Genomic DNA, 18,955 nt, shown 5'->3' on the forward strand with positions numbered 1-18,955 from the left:
CGGGGGAGATGTCCGTACACCCCCGAATAACCCCCGCCCGGCGCCGCCGGGTTGTCACGCCGCCGCGTTTTCTTTCCGGCGCCGGGCGTCCGCCCCGCGTCAGGCGGGGCCGGCCGCCGCCAGCGCCGCCGGGATGAGCCCGGCGAGTTCGCGGAACGCCCGGCCGCGGTGGCTGATCGCGTCCTTCTCGGCCGGGGCCAGCTCGGCGGTGGTGCGGGTCTCGCCGTCCGGGACGAAGATCGGGTCGTACCCGAAGCCGCCGGTGCCGCGCGGCGCGCGGGCCACGGTGCCGCGCATCCGGCCCTCGACGGCGTGCTCGGCGCCGCCCGGCACGACCAGCACGGCCGCGCACACGAAGGCGCCGCCGCGCCGGTCGTCGGCGACGTCGGCGAGCTGGTCGAGCAGCAGCTGGAGGTTGGCGGTGTCGCGGTCGCCGGTGGCCGCGCCGAACCGGCCCGACCAGCGCGCCGACAGCACGCCCGGCATGCCGTTCAGCGCGTCCACGGACAGGCCGGAGTCGTCGGCGACGGCGGGCAGGCCGGTGAACGCGGCGATCGCGCGGGCCTTCAGGAACGCGTTGCCCTCGAACGTCAGCTCGGTCTCGGCGACGTCGGGCGCGCCCGGGAACTCGTCCAGGCCGACGACGTCGAGATCGCCGAGGATGCGGTGCAGCTCGGCGACCTTGCCGCGGTTGTGGGTGGCGAGGACGATCCGGCTCATCGGCCGAGCGCCTCCTTCTGGAGGCGGGTGAGGTCGGCGCAGCCGCCGGCGGCGAGGTCGAGCAGCGCGTCCAGCTCGGCGCGGTCGAAGGGGGCGCCCTCGGCGGTCCCCTGCACCTCGACGAACCGGCCGTCGCCGGTGCAGACGACGTTCATGTCGGTGCCGGCGGCGGAGTCCTCCTCGTAGCAGAGGTCGAGGCGGGCCTCGCCGTCCACGACGCCGACGCTCACCGCCGCCACCGAGGTGATCAGCGGGTCGCCCTTCAGCAGCTTGCGCTCGCGCATCCAGCCCACCGCGTCGGCGAGCGCCACGTACGCGCCGGTGATCGCGGCGGTGCGGGTGCCGCCGTCGGCCTGCAGGACGTCGCAGTCGAGCTGGACGGTGTTCTCGCCGAGCGCCTTCAGGTCCAGGCAGGCGCGGATCGAGCGGCCGATCAGCCGGGAGATCTCGTGGGTGCGCCCGCCGATCCGGCCCTTGACCGACTCGCGGTCGTTGCGGGTGTTGGTGGCGCGCGGCAGCATCGCGTACTCGGCGGTGACCCAGCCGAGGCCGCTGTCGCGCCGCCACCTGGGCACCGACGCCTGCACGGACGCGGCGCACAGCACCCGCGTCCGGCCGAACTCGACGAGCACCGAGCCCTCCGCGTGGTCGAGCCATCCGCGCTGGATGCGGACGGGGCGGAGCTGGTCTGAAGCGCGATCATCGGGGCGGGCCATGGCTCCAACCCTAGCGGCCCGGTGCCGCGGGCCCCGCACACCGGCGGCTGCGGTCACAGGTCGTAGACGGCGCCGACCTCGGCGAGCTCGATCGGGCCCTGGAAGCCGCTGGCCTTCGCCTCGGCGAGCGTCTCCGACGGGTCGTTCCACGGCAGCAGGTGGGTGAGGACGAGGCGGCCGACCCCGGCGCGCTCGGCGTGCTCGCCCGCCTCGCGGCCCGTCAGGTGCATGTCCGGCGGCAGTTCGGGGCGGTCGGCGAACGCCGCCTCGCACAGGAACAGGTCGGAGCCCTCCGCCAGCCGCACCAGGGCGTCGCTGTGCCCGGTGTCGCCGGAGTAGGTGAGGACGCCGCCGCCGTGCTCGATCCGCAGCGCGTACGCCTCCACCGGGTGGTTCACCAGCGCGGTGGTCACCGTGAACGGGCCGATGGCCGCCGGCCCCGGCTCCAGGGTCCGGAAGTCGAAGGTGTCGGTCATCTCCGGGTTCGGATCGAGCTCGTACGCCTTGATCATGTGCTCGGCGGTGCCGTGCGGGCCGTAGACGGGGATGCGCGGGGCGGGCCCGCCGGGGCAGTACGTCCGCGCGATCCAGTAGACCGTGAGGTCCAGGCAGTGGTCGGGATGCAGGTGCGATATGCAGATGGCGTCGATGTCCAGCACGTCGTGGAACCGCTGGAGGCTGCCGATCGCCCCGTTGCCGATGTCGAGGAGCAGGGAGAACCCGTCCGCCTCGACCAGGTAGCTGGACGCGGGACTGTCCGGCCCAGGGAAACTGCCGGAGCAGCCGATCACAGTGACCCGCACGCTCACTCCTCCTCTTAGAGTCCCCGAGGAATCAGGTGGCCAGAGCCTTGGTCGACGCCGTCCCCGCCGGCCCGTCCGGCGCCGTCCCGTCCCCCGCCCCGTCCGGCGTCCCGTCCGGCGCCGCCCCGGCCGGCGTGGTCTCCACCGAGCCGATCTCCGGGCCGAGGAAGCGGCGGCCGAGCTCGGCGAACACGGCGGGGTCCCCGGTGGCACGGAACCGGTGCCGCGGCCGGGGCGAGTCCTCGGCGCGGGCCAGCCCCCGATCGTGCAGCACTCGGTACACGTCCTTGGCGGTCTCGTCGGCGCTTGACACCAGTGTGACCCCGTCCCCGACGACATACGAGATGACGCCCGTCAAAAGGGGGTAGTGCGTGCAGCCGAGGATGAGCGTGTCGCAGCCCGCGTCCACGATCGGCCGCAGGTAGCCGCGGGCGGCCTCCAGCAGCTCGCCGCCCATCGTCACGCCCGCCTCCACGAACTCGACGAAGCGCGGGCAGGCGGCGCTGACCAGCTCGATGTGCGGCGCGGCGGCGAACGCGTCGTCGTAGGCGCGGCTGGTCACGGTCGCCTGCGTGGCGATCAGCCCGACCCGGCCGTTGGACGTGGCGCGCGCGGCCCGCCGGGTGGCGGGGTTGATGACCTCGACGACCGGCACGTCGTAGCGTTCCCGGGCGTCCCGGAGCATGGCCGAGCTGGCGCTGTTGCAGGCGATCACCAGCATCTTCACGCCCTCGTCGACCAGCCGGTCCAGCATCTCCAGGGCGAAGGCGCGGACCTCGGCGATGGGGCGCGGCCCGTACGGCTGGCGGGCCGAGTCGCCCAGGTAGACGATCGGCTCGTTGGGCAGCTGGTCGAGGATGGCCCGTGCCACCGTCAGCCCACCGAAACCGCTGTCGAAGATCCCGATGGGAGCGTCTGGGAGGCGGTCCCCCCGGGATGGATCTGACATGGTGCACAAGGCTAAGCGACACGGCCCCGCGCGGGTGCGTCATGCGTCGGACATCACACCGTAACGCGCCGGAAAACCGTCCAGGTCAGAGGTCGCGCGCGCGATCCGGACGTCCGCGCCGACGAAACGCCGGGCTTTCTCCGCGCGCGGCGCCGCCGGCGGCGGCCGCGGTCAGGAGCGGGTGCGGGGCACGCGGGCGATCTGCCGGCTCTGCGCGACGAGCCGGCCGGCGCCGTCCCACACCTCGACCTCCTCGTCGAACCAGCCGTCGGCGAGGAGCCGGCCGGTGCCGTGCACGGCGAGCCAGCCGGGCTCGGGGACGGCCCGCATGTGCCAGGTCAGCTCGACGGTCGGCGCCCAGCCCTGCGCGCCGAGGTTCAGCGCGACGGGCGGCAGCGCGTCCACGGCGAGGGCGAGGGAGAACGCGTCGGTCGGGTAGCCGTCGCGGTGCCGGAACCAGGCGCGGATCTCCGGGTTCCCGCTCGGCTGCCCGTCGAGCCAGCCCATCGTCCGGCGGTCGAAGCGCATGTCGACCCGGTCGGCGAAGCCGTCCCCCGTGGGCGGCCGGAAGTCGGTGCACTCCTCCACCGGCGGGACGGGCGCGGGCGCCGCGCCGGCGTAGACCGGCTCGGCGGCGGCGTCGAGGGTGCCGGTGGTGATCAGCGCGTCCACGATGGCACGGTCGTCCTGGACGAGCGTGACCAGCGCCGACGCGGCCGTCCTGCCCTGCTTGCGGGTGTCGACGATGATCTGCGCCGGGCCCGGCTTGGCGACCCGGTGGAAGTTGGTCGCGGTCGAGACGGGGTGCGCGTGCGGGGAGGCGTCCACGGCGGCGCGGGCGAGCACGGCCATCAGGTAGCCGCCGTTGAGGGCCTCGGCGAACCCGTAGTCCCCGTCCAGGACGGCCTCGTACCGGCCCTCGCCGACCCGCGCGACGGCCGTCGCCTCGCCGAACCCGCTCATCCGCACACTCCCGCGTCGCCCGGACCGCGGGCGTCCCGCCGGCCCGGTTCTAGAATCACGTTCGAAAACGAACTCTACCGTGCCGGACGGGATGCCACACGGACCAGGTCAGACCCAGAGCCGAGCCAGGCCGGGCGCAGAGCCGGCCCTGGTCAGGCCCAGAGCTGGCCTTCGAGGCGGGCCTCGGCCTCCTCCAGCGTGCCGCCGTAGGCGCCGGTGGACAGGTACTTCCAGCCCCCGTCCGCGACGACGAACGCGATGTCGGCCCGCTCACCGGCCTTCACCGCCTTCTTCGCCATGCCGATCGCCGCGTGCAGCGCGCCGCCGGTCGAGATGCCCGCGAAGATGCCCTCCTGCTCCAGCAGCTCGCGGGTGCGGCGCAGCGCGTCCCCCGAGGTGACGGAGAAGCGGGTGGTCAGCACCGAGTCGTCGTACAGCTCGGGGATGAAGCCCTCGTCGATGTTGCGCAGCCCGTACACGAGGTCGCCGTACCGGGGCTCCGCCGCGACGATCTTCACGTCCGGCACCCGCTCGCGCAGGAACCGGCCGACGCCCATCAGCGTGCCCGTCGTGCCCAGCCCCGCGACGAAGTGCGTGACCGTCGGCAGGTCCTCCAGAATCTCGGGACCGGTCGTCTCGTAGTGCGCGAGCGCGTTGGCCTCGTTCCCGTACTGGTAGAGCATCACCCAGTCGGGGTTCTCGGCCGCCAGCCCCTTCGCGACGCGGACGGCCTCGTTCGAGCCGCCCGCCGCCGGCGAGGAGATGATCTCCGCGCCCCACATCTCCAGCAGCTGCCGCCGCTCGGCCGAGGTGTTCTCCGGCATCACGCACACCATCCGGTAGCCGCGCAGCTTCGCGACCATGGCGAGGGAGATGCCGGTGTTGCCGGACGTCGGCTCCAGGATCGTGCAGCCGGGGGTCAGCAGCCCGTCCTTCTCCGCCTTCTCGATCATGTAGAAGGCGGGACGGTCCTTCACCGAGCCGGTGGGGTTGCGGTCCTCCAGCTTGGCCCAGATCCGGACGTCCTCGCTCGGCGACAGCCGCGGCAGGCCGACCAGCGGCGTGCGGCCGAGCGAGTCCAGTAGCGAGTCGAAGCGCATGTGCCGCCCGTCCAGCCCGGCTCAGCCGCCGGCCACGGCGGGCAGGATGGTGACGTTGTCGCCGTCGGCGACCTGCGTCTCCAGCCCGCCGAGGAAGCGCACGTCCTCGTCGTTCAGGTAGACGTTGACGAACTTGCGCAGGCCCTTGTCGTCCACCAGCCGGTCGCGCAGGCCGGCGTGCCGGCTGTCCAGGTCGCTGAACAGCTCGTCCAGCGTCGCGCCCTTGCCCTCCACGGCCTTCGCGCCGTCGGTCAGGTTGCGCAGGATCGTCGGGATCCGGACCTCGATCGCCATCGCGGTGATCTCCTTCTACGTCGTACGGGGCTCCCCGCCCTCTCGCGTCTCAACCGGGCGGGCAGCGGGATGATTCCAGGCGTGATCAGCGCGTCAGCGACAGTCGTAGACGACCTCGGCGCGCGAGTGCCCGAACAGGAAGCTCTGCACGGGTGGCACGGCGGCGGAACCGGCGGAACCGGCACGGCGCCGCGCGCCGCCGTCCGTCTCGTGCCCGCTCGTCCACATGTCGACCAGTTTACCGGCCGCGACCATCCCGATCCGCTCCGGCTCAGCCCGCGTAGGCGTCGACGATGGAGACCTCTTCTTCGGTCACTTCCCCGTCCACGATCCGGAACGACCGGAACTCGGTGTCGTCGTCGGTGCGGGTCGACACGAGCACGTAGTGGGCGTTCGGCTCGGACGCGTAGGAGATGTCCGTGCGGGACGGGTACGCCTCCGTCGAGGTGTGCGAGTGGTAGATCACCACCGGCTCCTCGTCGCGGTCGTCCATCTCCCGCCACACCTTCAGCTGCTCCTGGGAGTCGAACCGGTAGAACGTCGGCGACCGCTCGGCGTTCTCCATCGCGATGTACCGGACCGGACGGTCCGAACCGGCCGGCCCGGCGATGACGCCGCACGCCTCGTCCGGGTGGTCGGCGCGCGCGTGCGCGATGATCTTCTCCACGAGGGCGCGCTCGATCGTCAGCATGGCCCCGAGCCTAGGGCAACGGCCTCCCGGCGCACGGCGAGGGCTCCCGGGCTCACGGCGACGGCTCCCACAGCACGCGGACGAGGCTCTCCTGGAGCATGGTCAGCCAGTCGTAGACGGCGAACAGGGAGGCGCGCGGGTCGCGCGGATCCATCTGGTTCGCCTCCTCGTACCACTCCTCGGTGACGTCGAGCCGGGTGCCGAGCGCCAGCCGGATGTCGTTCAGCGCCCGCAGCCAGCACTGCGCCTGCTCCTCGTTCAGGACGGCGTCGGTGCCCTCCTCGCCGAGCGCCGACAGCACCGTCCCGGCCGCCTCGCGCTTGCCGTCCCGCAGCCCCATCTCGGTGTAGCGGCGGAACTCCCCCGCGGCCTCGCCGTCGTCGCGGTAGGCGTCGGGGAACAGCCGCGCCAGGACGGGGTCGTCCGGCTTGGTGGCGCCCTCGGCGATGCCCATCGCGGCCAGCTCGTCGTCACCGCCGGGGGCGTCGCCGATCAGCGCCAGCAGCTGCTCCATCAGGGCGCGCAGCAGCGCCGTCTCCTCGGCCTCCAGCCGTATCTCGACGGCGTCCCCGGACCTGCTCACATCGGTCATCGGCTCAGTCGTCCCGTTTCACGGTCGCCCACAGCCCGTAGGAGTGCAGGATCTCCACGTCCCGCTCCATCTCCTCGCGGGTGCCGTTCGCCACGACCGCGCGGCCCTTGTGGTGCACGTCGAGCATCAGCTTCTCGGCCTTCGTCTTCGGGTAGCCGAACACGGTCTGGAACACGTAGGTGACGTACGACATCAGATTGATCGGGTCGTTCCAGACGATCGCCAGCCAGGGCCGGTCTGCGCTCACGTCCTCCTCGGCGTCCGGCCGCTCCAGCTCGACCGGTGCGGGCGCCGTGCTCATGGCGCTCATCTGCCCGGTTCGCCCCCTCTCTCTCCGTGACTCCTCGCGCGCTGTCCGTCCGCCCACCGCACCCGATGCTATGCGCCGGTCCCCCCGCCGGGTGCGCGAGCCCGCACATCCATGGTGCCCGCAGTCGGGCTTAGGGTTCCACTTGTGGACCTTGGTGACGGCACCGCCCTGCTGACCGACCAGTACGAGCTGACCATGCTGCAGGCCGCGCTCCGCAGCGGGACCGCGGACCGCCGCGCGGTCTTCGAGGTGTTCGCGCGGAGCCTGCCCGCCGGCCGCCGGTACGGGGTCGTCGCGGGGACCGGGCGGCTGCTGGACGCGATCGAGGCGTTCCGGTTCGACGCCGCCGAACTGGACTTCCTCACGTCCAACGGCATCGTGGACGAGACCACCGCGCAATGGCTGGAGAAGTACCGCTTCAGCGGGAACGTCTGGGGTTATGCCGAGGGCGACTGCTACTTCCCCGAATCGCCGGTCCTGGTGGTCGAGGGGACGTTCGGCGAGGCGGTCCTGCTCGAAACGATCGCGCTGTCGATCCTGAACCACGACTGCGCGATCGCGTCCGCCGCGTCCCGGATGGTGCAGGCCGCGCAGGGCCGCCCGATCATCGAGATGGGGTCGCGCCGCACCCACGAGCGCGCCGCCGTGGCCGCCGCCCGCGCCGCCTACATCGCCGGGTTCACCACCACGTCCAACCTGGAGGCGGGCCGGCTGTACGGCGTCCCCACGGCCGGGACGAGCGCGCACTCGTTCACCCTCCTGCACGACAGCGAGCGGCACGCGTTCGAGGCGCAGCTCGCCTCGCTCGGCGACGGCACGACGCTGCTGGTCGACACCTACGACGTGGAGCGGGCCGTCCGGACGGCGGTCGAGCTGGCCGGGCCGTCGCTCGGCGCCGTCCGCATCGACAGCGGCGACCTCGGCGTCATGGCGCGGCGCGTCCGCGACCAGCTCGACTCGCTCGGCGCGCACGGCACCCGCGTCGTGGTGACCGGCGACCTCGACGAGTACGGCATCGCCGCCCTGGCCGCCGCCCCCGTGGACGGGTACGGGGTCGGGACGTCCCTCGTCACCGGCTCCGGCGCGCCGACCGCGTCCCTGGTGTACAAGCTCGTCGCGCGCTCCGATAGCCCCGCCGACGACGCGCCCATGCGCCCGGTCGCCAAGCGCTCGACGGGCAAGCCGAGCCGGGGCGGGCGCAAGTCCGCCGTCCGCCGCGTCGACGGGCACGGCGTCGCGTTCGCCGAGTCCGTCTCCACCGGCGAGCCGGCCCACGGGCCGCGCGACCGGCCGCTGCACGTCCCGCTCGTCCGGGACGGCGAGATCGTCGGGCGCGAGTCGCTCCAGCGGGCCCGGGACCGCCACACCCGCGCCGTCGCCGAGCTGCCCGCGACCGCGCTCCAGCTCTCCAAGGGCGAGCCCGCCGTCCCCACCGAGTTCGTCCACGGGGGCCCGTGACGGTGCGTCGGCGCGCGCCTGGGGTACGGTCGATTCGGGGCAACCGGTAACAGGGAGCGGTCATGGGCAAGAAGGCTCTGATCATCGTGGACGTGCAGAACGACTTCTGCGAGGGCGGGTCGCTGGCCGTGGCCGGCGGCGCGGACGTCGCCACCGCCATCTCCGCGCACGTGGCCGGGCACCGGTCCGAGTACGCGCACATCGTGGCGACCCGCGACTTCCACCTCGACCCCGGCGACCACTTCTCCGCCGAACCCGACTTCGTCGACTCCTGGCCGCCGCACTGCGTGATCGGCACCCCCGGCGCCGACTTCCACCCCAACCTGGCGCTCGCCCCCATCGAGGCCGTGTTCGGCAAGGGCCGCGAGACCGCCGCCTACAGCGGCTTCGAGGGCGTCTCCGACGACGACACGCCGCTCGCCGACTGGCTCGCCGCCCGCGGCGTCGACACCGTGGACGTCGCCGGCATCGCCACCGACCACTGCGTCCGCGCCACCGCCGTCGACGCCGCCCGCGCGGGCCTGCGCACGACGGTGCTGCTCGGCCTCACCGCCGGGGTCGGCAAGACGACCGTCGACCGCGCCCTCGACGAGCTGCGCGCCGAGGGCGTCACCCTGACCGGAGCCCCGGTGGTGACCGCCTGACCATGAGCACTCCACCCCCCAGTGTGATCGTGATCGCCGGCGTCTCCGGCAGCGGCAAGACCACCATCGGAACCCTCCTCGCGGAGCGCCTCGGCTGGGACTACGCCGAGGCCGACTCCTTCCACTCCGAGGCCAACATCGCCAAGATGCGCGAGGGCCACCCCCTGACGGACGCCGACCGCGCCCCCTGGCTGCGCACCATCGCCGCCTGGATCACCGACCGCCTCGACAGCGGCCGCCCCGGCGTCGTCACGTGCTCCGCACTGAAGCGCAAGTACCGCGACCTCCTCACCGCCGGGAACCCGGCGGTGGCGATGGTCCTGCTCGACGGCGACCGCGACCTCATCGCCGCCCGCATGAAGGCGCGCAAGGGCCACTTCTTCAAGGAGACCCTCCTCGACACCCAGTTCGCCGACCTCGAACTCCCCACCCCCGACGAGGACGTCTTCACCGCCCCCATCACGGGCACCCCGGCAGAAACGGTCGACCAGATCATCAAGGCACTGAACCTGGACACCGCCCCCCGCTGACCCGTTCCGGGGGGCGGGCGCCGCCTCAGTCGCGCACGTAGTAGTGCCCGAGGACGCCGTCGTAGCGTCCGGTGGGCCGGCAGCAGCGCCGGAAAGCGCCGCCCGGACCCGCAGGGGCAGGGGTCGTTGCCGCCCAGCTTCTCGATCAGCTCGGTGCCGGCGCCGACCGTCCGGTCGCCGCGCTTGACCTTGGTCTCGCTAGAGGGAACCCCCTGCGGCGCTTGCTGGTCCGCTCAAAAGGACGCCTCGGTGTCGCGGTCGCGGTACATGGCGATCTCCTTCACTCGGGATCGGACGCGCCCGACGATAGGTCCGGCCGTCCCTGCGGAGCCAGCGATTTTCCCGGGGAGCCCGCGCAGCGCATATAGTCTCATCTGAGATTATCTTACGTGATCAGATTGGGGGACGCCGTGGGTAGCGTCATGTGGCTTGTCGCGCGCCGTTCGCTCGCGGAGGGGCGGTTGCGGCTGGCCGCGACCCTGCTGGCTGCGCTGGGGTCGATCGCGCTCATCGGGGGCTCGCTGCAGTTCGCGCTGCGGGCGCAGGAGGCGGTGGCGGGCAGCGACGCGAGCGAGTACTTCCGCGCCGACGTGCTCGTGCAGGGCGGGACGGCGGACCCCGGCGACCCGGACGCGCCGCCGGACGGCCGCGTCCGGCTGGACCGGGTCGCGTCCCGGCCCGGCGTGGCGGCCGCCGCCGGGGACGCGTCGGTGGCGGTCACGGCCACCGGTTCCGACGGGCGCGCGATCACGGCGGCGGCCGAGGGCCGCACGCTGCTGCGCCCCTGGGTGCCCGATCCGGGGCTCGCCCCCTACCGGCTGGAGGACGGGCGCGCACCCGCCGCCGATGGCGAGGTGGCGGTCGTCCAGTACATGACCCGCGCCGGGCGGGCCGGCGTCGGCGACGCCCTGACGCTGACGCTGCCCCACGAGACGCGCCGGGTGAAGGTCACCGGGATCGTCACCGTCCAGGGCCGGGACGCGGTGGCCGCCGGGAACCTCGTGCTGGCTCCGCCCGAGACCGTGCGGCGCGCCGCGATGCTGCCGGCGGGCACGTGGCAGAGCGTCTGGGTGAAGGCCGCTCCGGGCGTGACCGCCGAGCGGCTGCGCGGCGAGTTGGCCCGGGAACTCGGCGTCGGCGCCACCGTGCGCACCGCTTCTTCCGTCCGGAACGCGCAGGCCGCCGCCGCGGCGGGTGAGGGCGCCTCGGTCGCCGGCGTCATCGGCGGGCTCTCCCTGGTGGCGGTCTTCGTCGGCCTGTTCACCGTGGCCAACACGTTCGGCACGCTCGTGCGGCAGCGCACCCGGCGGCTGGCGCTGCTCGGCGCGATCGGCGCCACGCCCCGGCAGCTCGGTCTGCTGGTCCGGCTGGAGGCGCTGGCGCTGGGCGCGATCGCGGCGGTGGGCGGCGTGGCGGCGGGCTTCCCGCTGGCCGCGCTGATCACCCGGCTGTTCGCCCGGGACGGCTTCGACGTCTCCGCCGCCGGTCCCCGGTTCGGCTGGGTCGCGCTGGGCGTCCCGGCCGCCGCCGGACTCCTCGTCACCCAGCTGGCCGCCTGGCGGGCCGCGCGCCGCGCCGCCGGCGTCTCCCCCGTGCAGGCGCTGCGCAGCACCGTCGCCGAGACCCCGGAACGGCGCTGGCCCCGGGTGCTCGCCGCGCTCGCGCTCTTCGCCGGCGCGGGCTTCTGGTGGGCGGTGGCGACCGCGATCCGCGTCAGCGATCCGCCCGGCCAGGACCGCACGTTCGGCGTCGCCTTGATGGTCCTGTTCGGCTCGATGCTGGCCATGACCGCCCTGACCGTCCTCACCCCGTTCTTCGTCGCGCCGCTGGGCGGGCTGGTCGGACGCGTCGGACGGCTGGTCGGCGGCGAGACCGGACGGCTCGCGCACGCCACCATCACGCGCAGCCCCCGCCGGGTCTCCTCCGCCGCGTCGTCGCTGATGCTGGGCGTCGCGCTGGTCGCCTCGGTGGCGCTGGTCACGCAGTCGGTCAACGACCGGTTCGCGGAGGCGGGACGGCAGGTCATGGCGGCCGAGCACGCCGTCACCGCCACCGCCAGGACCGCCGAGGGCGCGCCCGCGCCGCTCGCCCGCAACGTGGCCGGCAAGGTGGCGGACGCACCGGGAGTGACCCGCGCGACCGCCCTCACCCAGACCGAGGTCGGGCTCGTGTCGCCGCCGTCCCCCGACGACGACCCCGCACCGTTCCGCCTCCTGGTCAGCGGCGCCGAGCAGGCCGGGCTGCGCGACCTGCTGCGGCTGGGCGGCGCCCCGCCCGCGCTGCGTCCCGGAGAGATCGCGCTGTCGTCCACCGTCATGAAGGAGCGGGGGCTGCGGCTCGGCCAGACGATCACCGTGCGGGCCGCCCGCGGCCGGGTCGCGCTCACGGTCGCGGACGCCTACCACGACCCCTCCCACCTGTTCGCCGAACAGGCGCTCGTGGCCCCGGCGACGATGGACGACCTCGACGCCAACGCGGCGACTCAGGCCGTCCTGGTGCGGGGCGGCTCGTCCGAGGCCCTGGCGCGGGCCGTGGCGGGAGTGCCCGGCGTCCGGGTCCTCGACCGGGACGCGTACGTGGACGCGGCGTCGTCCTCCCTCACCCGGCCGTTGCGGGCGACCTACACCTTCATCGGCATGGCCCTGCTGCTGGCGCTGTTCGGGATGGCGACCACGGTCTCGATGGGCGTCGCGGAACGCACCCGCGAGTTCGGGCTGCTCGGCGCCGTGGGCGCCACGGTCCGGCAGATCCGCGCGATCGTCCGCTGGGAGGCGGCCACCGTGGTCGCCCTCGGCACGATGCTCGGCCTCGCGATCGCCATGGGCACGCTGACGCTGCTGCACGTGACCACCGGCAGCTCCTTCCTGCGCCCGGACCCGCCGTGGTGGCTGTTCCCGATCGTGGCGGCGGGCGCGGCGGCGGCGACGCTCGCGACCTCGGCGCTGCCCGCACGCCGGGCCGCCTCGGTCCCCGTCCTGGAAGCCGCCAAGGCCGAGTGACCCGGGCCGCACGGACCCGCTATTCCATCAAACTGGATTGATGTATCGTCGGAGACATGGCGTCGACGAGCCAAGCCACCCCGGCGTTCCTGCGCCTGGCCGCGCATCCGCTGCGCTGGCGGCTGCTGACCGAACTCGCGGTCGGCGACCTGCGCGTCCGCGAACTCACGGCGCTGGTGCAGGCGCCGCAGAACCTGGTCTCCTACCATCTGCGGCTGCTACGCAAGGGCGGCCTGGTCACCGCCGCCCGCAGCAGCTTCGACGGCCGCGACAGCTACTACCGTCTCGACCTCGACCGCTGCGCCGACGCCCTCGCCGACACCGGGGCCGCCCTGCACCCGGCACTGCGCCGCACCACCGAGCCAGCGGAGGCCGGGCAGCACCTGCCCCAGGTGGACGTGCTGTTCGTCTGCACCGGGAACAGCGCCCGCTCACCGATCGCCGAGGCGCTCCTGCGCCACCACACCGTCGGACGCGTGACCGTGACCAGCGCCGGAAGCCGCCCGAAGCCGAGCCTGGACCCACGGGCGGTGGACGTCCTGCGCGACCGGTACGGCATCGACATCTCCGAGCAGCGGCCCCGCGACCTGGAGAGCCTGCGCGACCGCCGGTTCGACTACGCCATCACGCTCTGCGACCGGGCCCGCGAGGTCTGCCCCGAGTTCGGCGACCGGTCCCGGCGGATCCACTGGAGCATCCCCGACCCGTCCGCGGCCGGCCCGTCCGCAGCCGGTCAGGGCGGCGCGTCCGACCCGTTCGAGCGCGCGGCGGACGACATCGACGCCCGCGTCCGCCATCTGATCCCCGTCCTCGCCCAGCCACCCGTCCTCGCCCGGCCAACGGAGGCCCGCCCATGAGCACGCCCGACCAGTACGCCAGCGTCCGCTACCTCGTCGACGACGTCCAGGCGGCCGTCGACTTCTACACCGCCCACCTCGACTTCACCCTCGACTTCGACGCCGTCCCGGCCTTCGCCGACGTCCGGCGCGGGCCGCTGCGGCTGCTGCTGTCCGGCCCCGCCAGCTCCGGCGCCCGCGCCACCCCCGCCGACGCCGCCGCCCCGGGCCGCAACCGCATCCACCTCACCGTCGACGACCTGGACAAGGAGATCGCGCGGCTGCGCGACGCCGGCCTCGCGTTCCGCGGCGACGTGGTCAGCGGCCCCGGCGGCCGGCAGATCCTGCTCACCGACCCGGCCGGCAACCTGATCGAGCTCTTCCAGCCCGCGCAGGCCGCCCGGGGGTGACCGCGCCGTCCCCGCCGGGAGAATGCGGGGATGGACGGTCAGGACGAGCCGGCGAGCGCGGCGGCGCAGTGGGAGTACCGCGTCAGCGTCGTGAAGCTGAACCCGGTCGGCGGCGTGCACGCGCACGCCTTGCAGGAGACGCTCGACAAGGCCGGACGGGCGGGCTGGCAGTGCGCCGGCGTCATCGGGCCCGACCGGCAGGGGGTGTTCAGGCTGATCTTCCAGCGGCCGCGCCGCGCCGGGAGCGGCTGAGCGGGCGGGCGCCGGGCGTCAGTGGCGGCGCTTGGCCGCCCAGTCGCGGATCTTGGCGATGCGGTCGCGGATCTCGGCGGCGCTGGCCTGCGGGACGGGCGGGCCGCCGCAGGCCCGGCGCAGCTCGTTGTGGATGACGCCCTGCGGCTGGCCGGTGCGGTGGTTCCAGGCGTTGACGAGGCCGTTCAGCTCGCGGCGGAGGGCGGCGATGTCCTCGGCGGCGGTGCGGTCGGCCCGCGGGTCGCCGGTCTTGCGGCGCCGCTCGCCGGCGAGCTGCTCGGCCTGGCGCTTGCGCAGCAGCGCCGACACCTGGTCGGGCTCCAGCAGGCCGGGGATGCCGAGGTACTCCTCCTCTTCGGCGGAGCCGGGCTGGGCGTGCATCCCGAACTCGCCGCCGTCGTAGAGGACCCGGTCGAACGTCGCGGACGCCTCGACCGTCTCGAACGGCAACTCCTCGCCGACGTCGGGACTGTCCTGCTGTCGGTTGGCCTCGGCGATCAGGTCGTCGTCGAGGCCGTCCTCGCGGACGGGCCGGTCGAGGACGTGGTCGCGCTCCTCCTCCATCTCGGAGGCGTGGCCCATCAGCGTCGGCACCGACGGCAGGAACACCGACGCCGTCTCGCCGCGCTTGCGGGCGCGGACGAAGCGCCCGATCGCCTGCGCGAAGAACAGCGGCGTGCTCGTCGACGTCGCGTAGACCCCGACGCACAGGCGCGGGATGTCGACGCCCTCGGACACCATCCGCACCGCGACCATCCAGCGGTCCTCGGTGCCGGCGAACTTCTTGATCTTCTTGGACGCGGTCGGGTCGTCCGACAGCACGATCGTGGCGCTCTGCCCGGTGACCGCCTTCAGCATCCCGGCGTAGGCGCGCGCGGTCTCGTGGTCGGTGGCGATCACCAGCCCGCCCGCGTCGGGGATGACGCGGCGCAACTCGGTGAGCCGCCGGTCGGCGGCGGCCAGCACCTGCTTGATCCAGTCGCCCTTCGGGTCGAGCGCGGCGCGCCACGCCTGGGCCATCTGGTCCTGGGTGAGGGGCTCGCCGAGGGTCGCGGTGATCTCGTCGCCGGCGCGGGTGCGCCAGCGCATCTCCCCCGCGTACGCCAGGAAGATCACCGGGCGGACGACGCCGTCGGCGAGGGCGGGGCCGTAGCCGTAGGTGTAGTCGGCCTGGCTGCGCCGGATGCCGTCCGGCCCCTCCTCGTACTGGACGAACGGGATCGGGTTGATGTCGGTGCGGAACGGCGTGCCGGACAGCGCCAGCCGCCGCGTCGCGGGCTCGAACGCCTCCCGCACCGCGTCGCCCCAGGACAGGCCGTCGCCCGCGTGGTGCACCTCGTCGAAGATGACGAGGTACTTGCGCGACTCGGTGCGGTTGCGGTGCAGCGCGGGCCGGGCCGCGACCGTGGCGTAGGTGACGGCGACGCCGTCGAAGTCCTTGCCGATGGGGCCGTCGCTGTTCTGCCACTCCGGGTCGATCTTGATGCCGACGCGGGCCGCGGACTCCGCCCACTGCCGCTTGAGGTGCTCGGTCGGGCACACCACCGTGATCGACTGCACGATCCGGCGCTCCATCAGCTCGCGGGCGAGCCGGAGCGCGAACGTCGTCTTGCCGGCGCCGGGCGTCGCGACGGTGAGGAAGTCGCGCGGGCCTGGCTGGGAGCCGTCCCTGCCGAAGTAGGCCTCCAGCGCCTGCTGCTGCCAGGCGCGCAGGGACGACGCCGTCCCCCAGGCGGCCCGTTCGGGGAACGCGGGGGGCATGCTCGATGCGGCGAAGGTGCTCACGGTCTCTGAAGGCTACCGAGGACCACCGACAGATCGTGCCGCGCCCGCCGCACGTGTGCCGAGATCCACACGGTGGCGGCCCTGCCGCCCGGCCCGGTACGCCGCCCACGACGCCCGGATACGGCGGCCCTGACCTGCGGTGAAGGCGCGCATGCAGGCGTCCTGGGCGTAGTCCATGAAATTGTGGACCGGATCCTGGCCGCGTTGCGGACACGTGTCGCGGTAGTACGGGCAGCCGTTCGCCGGCTCCGCCTCGTACGGGGTGTCGGCCACCCCGTCGCCCGGCGGGACGCAGCCGCCCTCGAAGGTGTGCAGCAGGCCGAGCCAGTGCCCGATCTCGTGGACGGCCGTGTACCCGCGGTCGAAGCCCCGGTACGACCCGCCGGGAATGCTGCGGTAGTCGATGACGACGCCGTCCATGCGCGGGGCGCGCCGGTACCACTGCGGGAACGTGGAGAAGCCGAGGACGTCCGACCCGACGGCCGCCGTGTAGACGTTGAGGGTGCCGCGCCCGCCCTTGTGCAGGCGCGTCTTCATCGGGCGCTCGTACCGGTCGGGCTCCTGGAACCAGGCGGCGCTGTCCACCAGGTCGTAGCCGGCCAGGCGGAACCGCACCCCCGTGTCGGCGCCGCCCGTCCTCCCGCCGTACGCGGCGTTCAGCGTGGCGACCTGCCGCTGGACCGCGCTCTTCGAGAGCCGCCCGTACGGCCCGCTGTGGACGACGTGGAACCGCACCGGGACGACGATCCCCTTCGCCATGCGCCGGGACGCGTCGAGGCGCCGCTCGTCGGACGTCCCGAACCGGTCGAGGAGCGCCTGCCGGAGGTCGGTGAGCATGGCCACCGCCTGGTCGCGGCCGAGGGCGGCCCGGTCGCCGGGCCGCGCGTTCCGGGCGTTCGAGGGGTGGACGCACCCGTCACCACCGTGCACCGCCCCGTCACCACCGTGCACCGCCTCGCCATGGCCGTGCACCGCGCCGTCGCCGCGGGCGGCGGCCGGTGCGGCCCGCACCCGTCCCCGCTCACCCACCGCACCCGGAACGGCGCACACCGTAATCGACAGTGCGCATAGCGAAACCCCGGCCATCCGCCGCATTCATCCCCCGTAGGTCGAAACCCGTATGTCACATGCGTCGGGCCCCGCGGCATCCCCCGCCGCGGGACCCGGAAAGCGCGCAGCCCGGCATGGGCGGTGCGCCGCCGCCGCGTCTCAGCGGCGGGTCACTCGCCCTTGCCGCCCTTGCCGCCCGGCTGCATCGATTCGTAGATCTCCTTGCACTCCGGGCAGACGGGGTACTTCTTCGGATCCCGGTTCGGCACCCAGACCTTGCCGCACAGCGCGATCACCGGCGTGCCGGTCACGGCGCTCTCGGTGATCTTCTGCTTCTTCACGTAGTGGGCGAACCGCTCGTGGTCGCCGTCACCGTGCGAGAGGTCCGGCCGGACGTCCTGCTGGGTGTCGCTCTCGGGAAGGATCTTCGTACTCACGTCGTTCACCTTAGTTCAGTGTGGGGTCGTCGGGAAAAGTGGAGACGAACGCGAGATCGCCGCCCTGCCTGCGGAGAACGTCCTGCCAGAGCCGCTCGGGACGGTCCGCGAACACGTCCCCCGCCTCCGCCGGCACCAGGTACCAGGAGCCCTCCTCGACCTCCCCGCGCAGTTGCCCCGCCGACCACCCCGCGTAGCCGGCGAACACCCGCAGCTGCAGCAGCTCCGCCGCCAGCAGCCCGGGCGGGGCCTCCAGATCGACCACCCCGACCCGCGCGACCTCGGCGCCGCCGTCGAGCGCCCGCCAGCCGAGCGGCTCGTCCTCACCGGGAAGGCGGGCGAGGGCGAGCGGATGCTCCAGCGCGACGGGACCGCCCTGGAACACCACGGCGGGACCGGTGGCGAGCCCGGCCCACGGCGGGAGGACGCGGTCCAGGGGAACCTCGGTCGGCCGGTTGAGGACAACGCCGAGCGTACCTCCGCCGATGTCGTGCTCGACCAGCAGGACGACGCTCCGCCTGAAGTTCGGATCCTCCAGCTGAGGCGTCGCCACCAGCAGGAGCCCCACCCTGATGCCGTCTTCCATGGGTTCCATCATGCGTTGCCCGGACCTCCGGCGGCACGCCTCCCCGCTCGTTAGCCTGTTACGCATTCCTATCGATGGGGATATCGGCACCACAAGGTCCTGGGTTAAGAATGATCTAGGATCATCGGCCATCCGCTTGGTGCGCGCCGGGAGGACAGCGACATGCAGTTGCCCAGGGTCATCATCGCGGCAGTGTTCGCCGTCCTCGGAGCGCTGATCACGATCCAGGCGGTGTTCAAGTCGGACGGCTCCGCCTCGCCCGCGGCGTCCAGCGCGTCCGCGAGCCCCAGCCCGTCCGCCTCCTCGTCGGCCTCGCCGAAGCCCAGCACGTCCGGGACGGCGAAGGCGCCCGCCCGGCCGGTGACCGCCGACATCGGCGCGGTCTCCTGCCCGGCGCGGACCGTGCACGTCAAGGTCCGCAACTCCGGGACGCGGACCGAGGACTTCTCCGTCGAGCGCGACGACGGCGGCGCCGCGGTCCCCGGCCAGATCCCGCCGGGCAACATCCGGACGATCTCCGTGAAGCTGCGCGAGGACCGCCGCACCGACCTCACCGTCACCTGGGCCAACAAGCGCATCGAGACCAGGGCGGTGCGGGCGAACTGCACGAAGGCGGGCGGCGCGCCGACCGAGACCCCGCCGAGCAACCTGCCGCACACCGGCCCCGACACCGTGCTGTGGGCGCGGGCCGCGACCGGCGTCGGCATCATCCTCACCGGCGCGATCATCTTCTGGTACGGCGGCATCTGGCCCCGCCGCCGCGAGCGGATCTTCGCCGGCAAGAAGGACAGCTGACCCGGCGGACCCGCCGCCGGGCTCCGGCGCCCGGC

23 protein-coding genes and 1 pseudogene are annotated in these 18,955 nt (G+C 73.6%); 8 read left to right on the top strand and 16 right to left on the bottom strand.

Features of this window, described 5'->3' with window-relative positions:
* Positions 1-99 precede the first annotated feature (99 nt).
* The 11 genes from rdgB to clpS form a co-directional block, all read right to left on the bottom strand.
* Positions 100-720, bottom strand: a complete 621-nt coding sequence (gene rdgB, locus ACGFI1_RS15555; RefSeq protein WP_364553102.1) for an RdgB/HAM1 family non-canonical purine NTP pyrophosphatase — start codon at positions 718-720, stop codon at positions 100-102.
* On the bottom strand, positions 717-1,436 hold the full coding sequence (gene rph, locus ACGFI1_RS15560) for a ribonuclease PH (RefSeq protein ID WP_386874721.1): 720 nt from the start codon (positions 1,434-1,436) through the stop codon (positions 717-719). Before rph ends, rdgB begins: the two co-directional genes overlap by 4 nt.
* Before the next feature lie 53 nt (positions 1,437-1,489).
* Positions 1,490-2,239, bottom strand: coding sequence for an MBL fold metallo-hydrolase (locus ACGFI1_RS15565; RefSeq protein ID WP_301177356.1), 750 nt, complete (start codon positions 2,237-2,239; stop codon positions 1,490-1,492).
* 31 nt (positions 2,240-2,270) lie between these two features.
* Positions 2,271-3,188: a glutamate racemase gene (gene murI, locus ACGFI1_RS15570; protein WP_392785854.1), complete on the bottom strand. Its 918-nt coding sequence runs from the start codon at positions 3,186-3,188 to the stop codon at positions 2,271-2,273.
* Positions 3,189-3,359: 171 nt separating this feature from the next.
* A complete protein-coding gene (locus tag ACGFI1_RS15575) occupies positions 3,360-4,151 on the bottom strand; it encodes a thioesterase family protein (protein ID WP_392785856.1) in 792 nt (263 codons plus the stop codon).
* 152 nt (positions 4,152-4,303) lie between these two features.
* Positions 4,304-5,251: a PLP-dependent cysteine synthase family protein gene (locus ACGFI1_RS15580; RefSeq protein WP_089326635.1), complete on the bottom strand. Its 948-nt coding sequence runs from the start codon at positions 5,249-5,251 to the stop codon at positions 4,304-4,306.
* 21 nt (positions 5,252-5,272) lie between these two features.
* Positions 5,273-5,545: a MoaD/ThiS family protein gene (locus tag ACGFI1_RS15585; protein WP_089326636.1), complete on the bottom strand. Its 273-nt coding sequence runs from the start codon at positions 5,543-5,545 to the stop codon at positions 5,273-5,275.
* 93 nt (positions 5,546-5,638) lie between these two features.
* Positions 5,639-5,773 (bottom strand): hypothetical protein, encoded by a 135-nt coding sequence (locus ACGFI1_RS15590; protein WP_364553096.1) that lies wholly within the window; start codon positions 5,771-5,773, stop codon positions 5,639-5,641.
* A 43-nt stretch (positions 5,774-5,816) separates the two neighbouring features.
* Positions 5,817-6,236: a Mov34/MPN/PAD-1 family protein gene (locus tag ACGFI1_RS15595; RefSeq protein ID WP_392785858.1), complete on the bottom strand. Its 420-nt coding sequence runs from the start codon at positions 6,234-6,236 to the stop codon at positions 5,817-5,819.
* A gap of 52 nt (positions 6,237-6,288) precedes the next feature.
* Positions 6,289-6,828 carry a DUF2017 domain-containing protein gene (locus ACGFI1_RS15600; RefSeq protein ID WP_386874717.1) on the bottom strand — a complete coding sequence of 180 codons (540 nt, stop codon included), beginning with the start codon at positions 6,826-6,828 and terminating at the stop codon, positions 6,289-6,291.
* A gap of 4 nt (positions 6,829-6,832) precedes the next feature.
* Positions 6,833-7,129, bottom strand: a complete 297-nt coding sequence (gene clpS / locus ACGFI1_RS15605; RefSeq protein ID WP_089326695.1) for an ATP-dependent Clp protease adapter ClpS — start codon at positions 7,127-7,129, stop codon at positions 6,833-6,835.
* Between the two features lie 120 nt (positions 7,130-7,249).
* On the opposite strand from clpS, the gene ACGFI1_RS15610 reads away from it, so the two are divergent.
* The 3 genes from ACGFI1_RS15610 to ACGFI1_RS15620 all read left to right on the top strand — a co-directional run bounded on the left by ACGFI1_RS15610 (position 7,250) and on the right by ACGFI1_RS15620 (position 9,770).
* Complete coding sequence (locus ACGFI1_RS15610; protein ID WP_392736619.1) at positions 7,250-8,596, top strand: nicotinate phosphoribosyltransferase; 1,347 nt, start codon at positions 7,250-7,252, stop codon at positions 8,594-8,596.
* A gap of 62 nt (positions 8,597-8,658) precedes the next feature.
* A complete protein-coding gene (locus ACGFI1_RS15615) occupies positions 8,659-9,240 on the top strand; it encodes an isochorismatase family protein (RefSeq protein WP_392785860.1) in 582 nt (193 codons plus the stop codon).
* A 2-nt stretch (positions 9,241-9,242) separates the two neighbouring features.
* The gene (locus tag ACGFI1_RS15620; RefSeq protein WP_386874714.1) at positions 9,243-9,770 is read left to right on the top strand and encodes a gluconokinase; all 528 of its coding nucleotides are present in this window, start codon (positions 9,243-9,245) and stop codon (positions 9,768-9,770) included.
* 92 nt (positions 9,771-9,862) lie between these two features.
* Here the strand turns inward: ACGFI1_RS15620 and ACGFI1_RS15625 are convergent.
* Positions 9,863-9,919, bottom strand: a pseudogene (locus tag ACGFI1_RS15625) (SEC-C metal-binding domain-containing protein); the annotation flags it as partial.
* 273 nt (positions 9,920-10,192) lie between these two features.
* Here ACGFI1_RS15625 and ACGFI1_RS15630 point away from each other — a divergent pair.
* Genes ACGFI1_RS15630 through ACGFI1_RS15645 form a run of 4 tightly spaced genes read left to right on the top strand, consistent with a single transcriptional unit; the run spans position 10,193 to position 14,267 of the window.
* On the top strand, positions 10,193-12,769 hold the full coding sequence (locus ACGFI1_RS15630; RefSeq protein ID WP_392785862.1) for an FtsX-like permease family protein: 2,577 nt from the start codon (positions 10,193-10,195) through the stop codon (positions 12,767-12,769).
* Between the two features lie 56 nt (positions 12,770-12,825).
* The gene (locus ACGFI1_RS15635) at positions 12,826-13,626 is read left to right on the top strand and encodes an arsenate reductase/protein-tyrosine-phosphatase family protein (RefSeq protein ID WP_392785864.1); all 801 of its coding nucleotides are present in this window, start codon (positions 12,826-12,828) and stop codon (positions 13,624-13,626) included.
* A complete protein-coding gene (locus ACGFI1_RS15640; protein WP_392785866.1) occupies positions 13,623-14,015 on the top strand; it encodes a VOC family protein in 393 nt (130 codons plus the stop codon). Before ACGFI1_RS15635 ends, ACGFI1_RS15640 begins: the two co-directional genes overlap by 4 nt.
* Before the next feature lie 30 nt (positions 14,016-14,045).
* On the top strand, positions 14,046-14,267 hold the full coding sequence (locus tag ACGFI1_RS15645; protein WP_392785868.1) for a hypothetical protein: 222 nt from the start codon (positions 14,046-14,048) through the stop codon (positions 14,265-14,267).
* 18 nt (positions 14,268-14,285) lie between these two features.
* On the opposite strand, the gene ACGFI1_RS15650 is transcribed toward ACGFI1_RS15645, so the two are convergent.
* The 4 genes from ACGFI1_RS15650 to ACGFI1_RS15665 all read right to left on the bottom strand — a co-directional run bounded on the left by ACGFI1_RS15650 (position 14,286) and on the right by ACGFI1_RS15665 (position 18,125).
* Positions 14,286-16,028, bottom strand: a complete 1,743-nt coding sequence (locus ACGFI1_RS15650; RefSeq protein ID WP_392786283.1) for a DEAD/DEAH box helicase — start codon at positions 16,026-16,028, stop codon at positions 14,286-14,288.
* 36 nt (positions 16,029-16,064) lie between these two features.
* Entirely contained in the window at positions 16,065-17,081 is a 1,017-nt protein-coding gene (locus ACGFI1_RS15655) for a zinc metalloprotease (RefSeq protein WP_392785870.1), read from the bottom strand.
* Between the two features lie 191 nt (positions 17,082-17,272).
* Positions 17,273-17,539 (bottom strand): DUF3039 domain-containing protein, encoded by a 267-nt coding sequence (locus ACGFI1_RS15660; protein WP_392736608.1) that lies wholly within the window; start codon positions 17,537-17,539, stop codon positions 17,273-17,275.
* Between the two features lie 10 nt (positions 17,540-17,549).
* Positions 17,550-18,125 carry a YqgE/AlgH family protein gene (locus tag ACGFI1_RS15665; RefSeq protein ID WP_138640045.1) on the bottom strand — a complete coding sequence of 192 codons (576 nt, stop codon included), beginning with the start codon at positions 18,123-18,125 and terminating at the stop codon, positions 17,550-17,552.
* Positions 18,126-18,287: 162 nt separating this feature from the next.
* Here ACGFI1_RS15665 and ACGFI1_RS15670 point away from each other — a divergent pair, with 162 nt between their 5' ends.
* Positions 18,288-18,920 (top strand): hypothetical protein, encoded by a 633-nt coding sequence (locus ACGFI1_RS15670; RefSeq protein ID WP_392785872.1) that lies wholly within the window; start codon positions 18,288-18,290, stop codon positions 18,918-18,920.
* The last annotated feature ends 35 nt before the right edge of the window (positions 18,921-18,955 follow it).

The sequence above is a fragment of the Actinomadura geliboluensis genome, assembly GCF_043197915.1.
Classification (GTDB): domain Bacteria; phylum Actinomycetota; class Actinomycetes; order Streptosporangiales; family Streptosporangiaceae; genus Spirillospora; species Spirillospora geliboluensis.

What these genes read in the sequence shown, in the direction of transcription:
- rdgB (WP_364553102.1), bottom strand. Translation starts at nt 720, where the DNA reads ATGAGCCGGATCGTCCTCGCCACCCACAACCGCGGCAAGGTCGCCGAG.
- rph (WP_386874721.1), bottom strand. Translation starts at nt 1,436, where the DNA reads ATGGCCCGCCCCGATGATCGCGCTTCAGACCAGCTCCGCCCCGTCCGC.
- murI (WP_392785854.1), bottom strand. Translation starts at nt 3,188, where the DNA reads ATGTCAGATCCATCCCGGGGGGACCGCCTCCCAGACGCTCCCATCGGG.
- ACGFI1_RS15575 (WP_392785856.1), bottom strand. Translation starts at nt 4,151, where the DNA reads ATGAGCGGGTTCGGCGAGGCGACGGCCGTCGCGCGGGTCGGCGAGGGC.
- ACGFI1_RS15580 (WP_089326635.1), bottom strand. Translation starts at nt 5,251, where the DNA reads ATGCGCTTCGACTCGCTACTGGACTCGCTCGGCCGCACGCCGCTGGTC.
- ACGFI1_RS15585 (WP_089326636.1), bottom strand. Translation starts at nt 5,545, where the DNA reads ATGGCGATCGAGGTCCGGATCCCGACGATCCTGCGCAACCTGACCGAC.
- ACGFI1_RS15590 (WP_364553096.1), bottom strand. Translation starts at nt 5,773, where the DNA reads ATGTGGACGAGCGGGCACGAGACGGACGGCGGCGCGCGGCGCCGTGCC.
- ACGFI1_RS15595 (WP_392785858.1), bottom strand. Translation starts at nt 6,236, where the DNA reads ATGCTGACGATCGAGCGCGCCCTCGTGGAGAAGATCATCGCGCACGCG.
- ACGFI1_RS15600 (WP_386874717.1), bottom strand. Translation starts at nt 6,828, where the DNA reads ATGACCGATGTGAGCAGGTCCGGGGACGCCGTCGAGATACGGCTGGAG.
- clpS (WP_089326695.1), bottom strand. Translation starts at nt 7,129, where the DNA reads ATGAGCACGGCGCCCGCACCGGTCGAGCTGGAGCGGCCGGACGCCGAG.
- ACGFI1_RS15610 (WP_392736619.1), top strand. Translation starts at nt 7,250, where the DNA reads ATGGTGCCCGCAGTCGGGCTTAGGGTTCCACTTGTGGACCTTGGTGAC.
- ACGFI1_RS15615 (WP_392785860.1), top strand. Translation starts at nt 8,659, where the DNA reads ATGGGCAAGAAGGCTCTGATCATCGTGGACGTGCAGAACGACTTCTGC.
- ACGFI1_RS15620 (WP_386874714.1), top strand. Translation starts at nt 9,243, where the DNA reads ATGAGCACTCCACCCCCCAGTGTGATCGTGATCGCCGGCGTCTCCGGC.
- ACGFI1_RS15630 (WP_392785862.1), top strand. Translation starts at nt 10,193, where the DNA reads ATGTGGCTTGTCGCGCGCCGTTCGCTCGCGGAGGGGCGGTTGCGGCTG.
- ACGFI1_RS15635 (WP_392785864.1), top strand. Translation starts at nt 12,826, where the DNA reads ATGGCGTCGACGAGCCAAGCCACCCCGGCGTTCCTGCGCCTGGCCGCG.
- ACGFI1_RS15640 (WP_392785866.1), top strand. Translation starts at nt 13,623, where the DNA reads ATGAGCACGCCCGACCAGTACGCCAGCGTCCGCTACCTCGTCGACGAC.
- ACGFI1_RS15645 (WP_392785868.1), top strand. Translation starts at nt 14,046, where the DNA reads ATGGACGGTCAGGACGAGCCGGCGAGCGCGGCGGCGCAGTGGGAGTAC.
- ACGFI1_RS15650 (WP_392786283.1), bottom strand. Translation starts at nt 16,028, where the DNA reads ATGCCCCCCGCGTTCCCCGAACGGGCCGCCTGGGGGACGGCGTCGTCC.
- ACGFI1_RS15665 (WP_138640045.1), bottom strand. Translation starts at nt 18,125, where the DNA reads ATGGAAGACGGCATCAGGGTGGGGCTCCTGCTGGTGGCGACGCCTCAG.
- ACGFI1_RS15670 (WP_392785872.1), top strand. Translation starts at nt 18,288, where the DNA reads ATGCAGTTGCCCAGGGTCATCATCGCGGCAGTGTTCGCCGTCCTCGGA.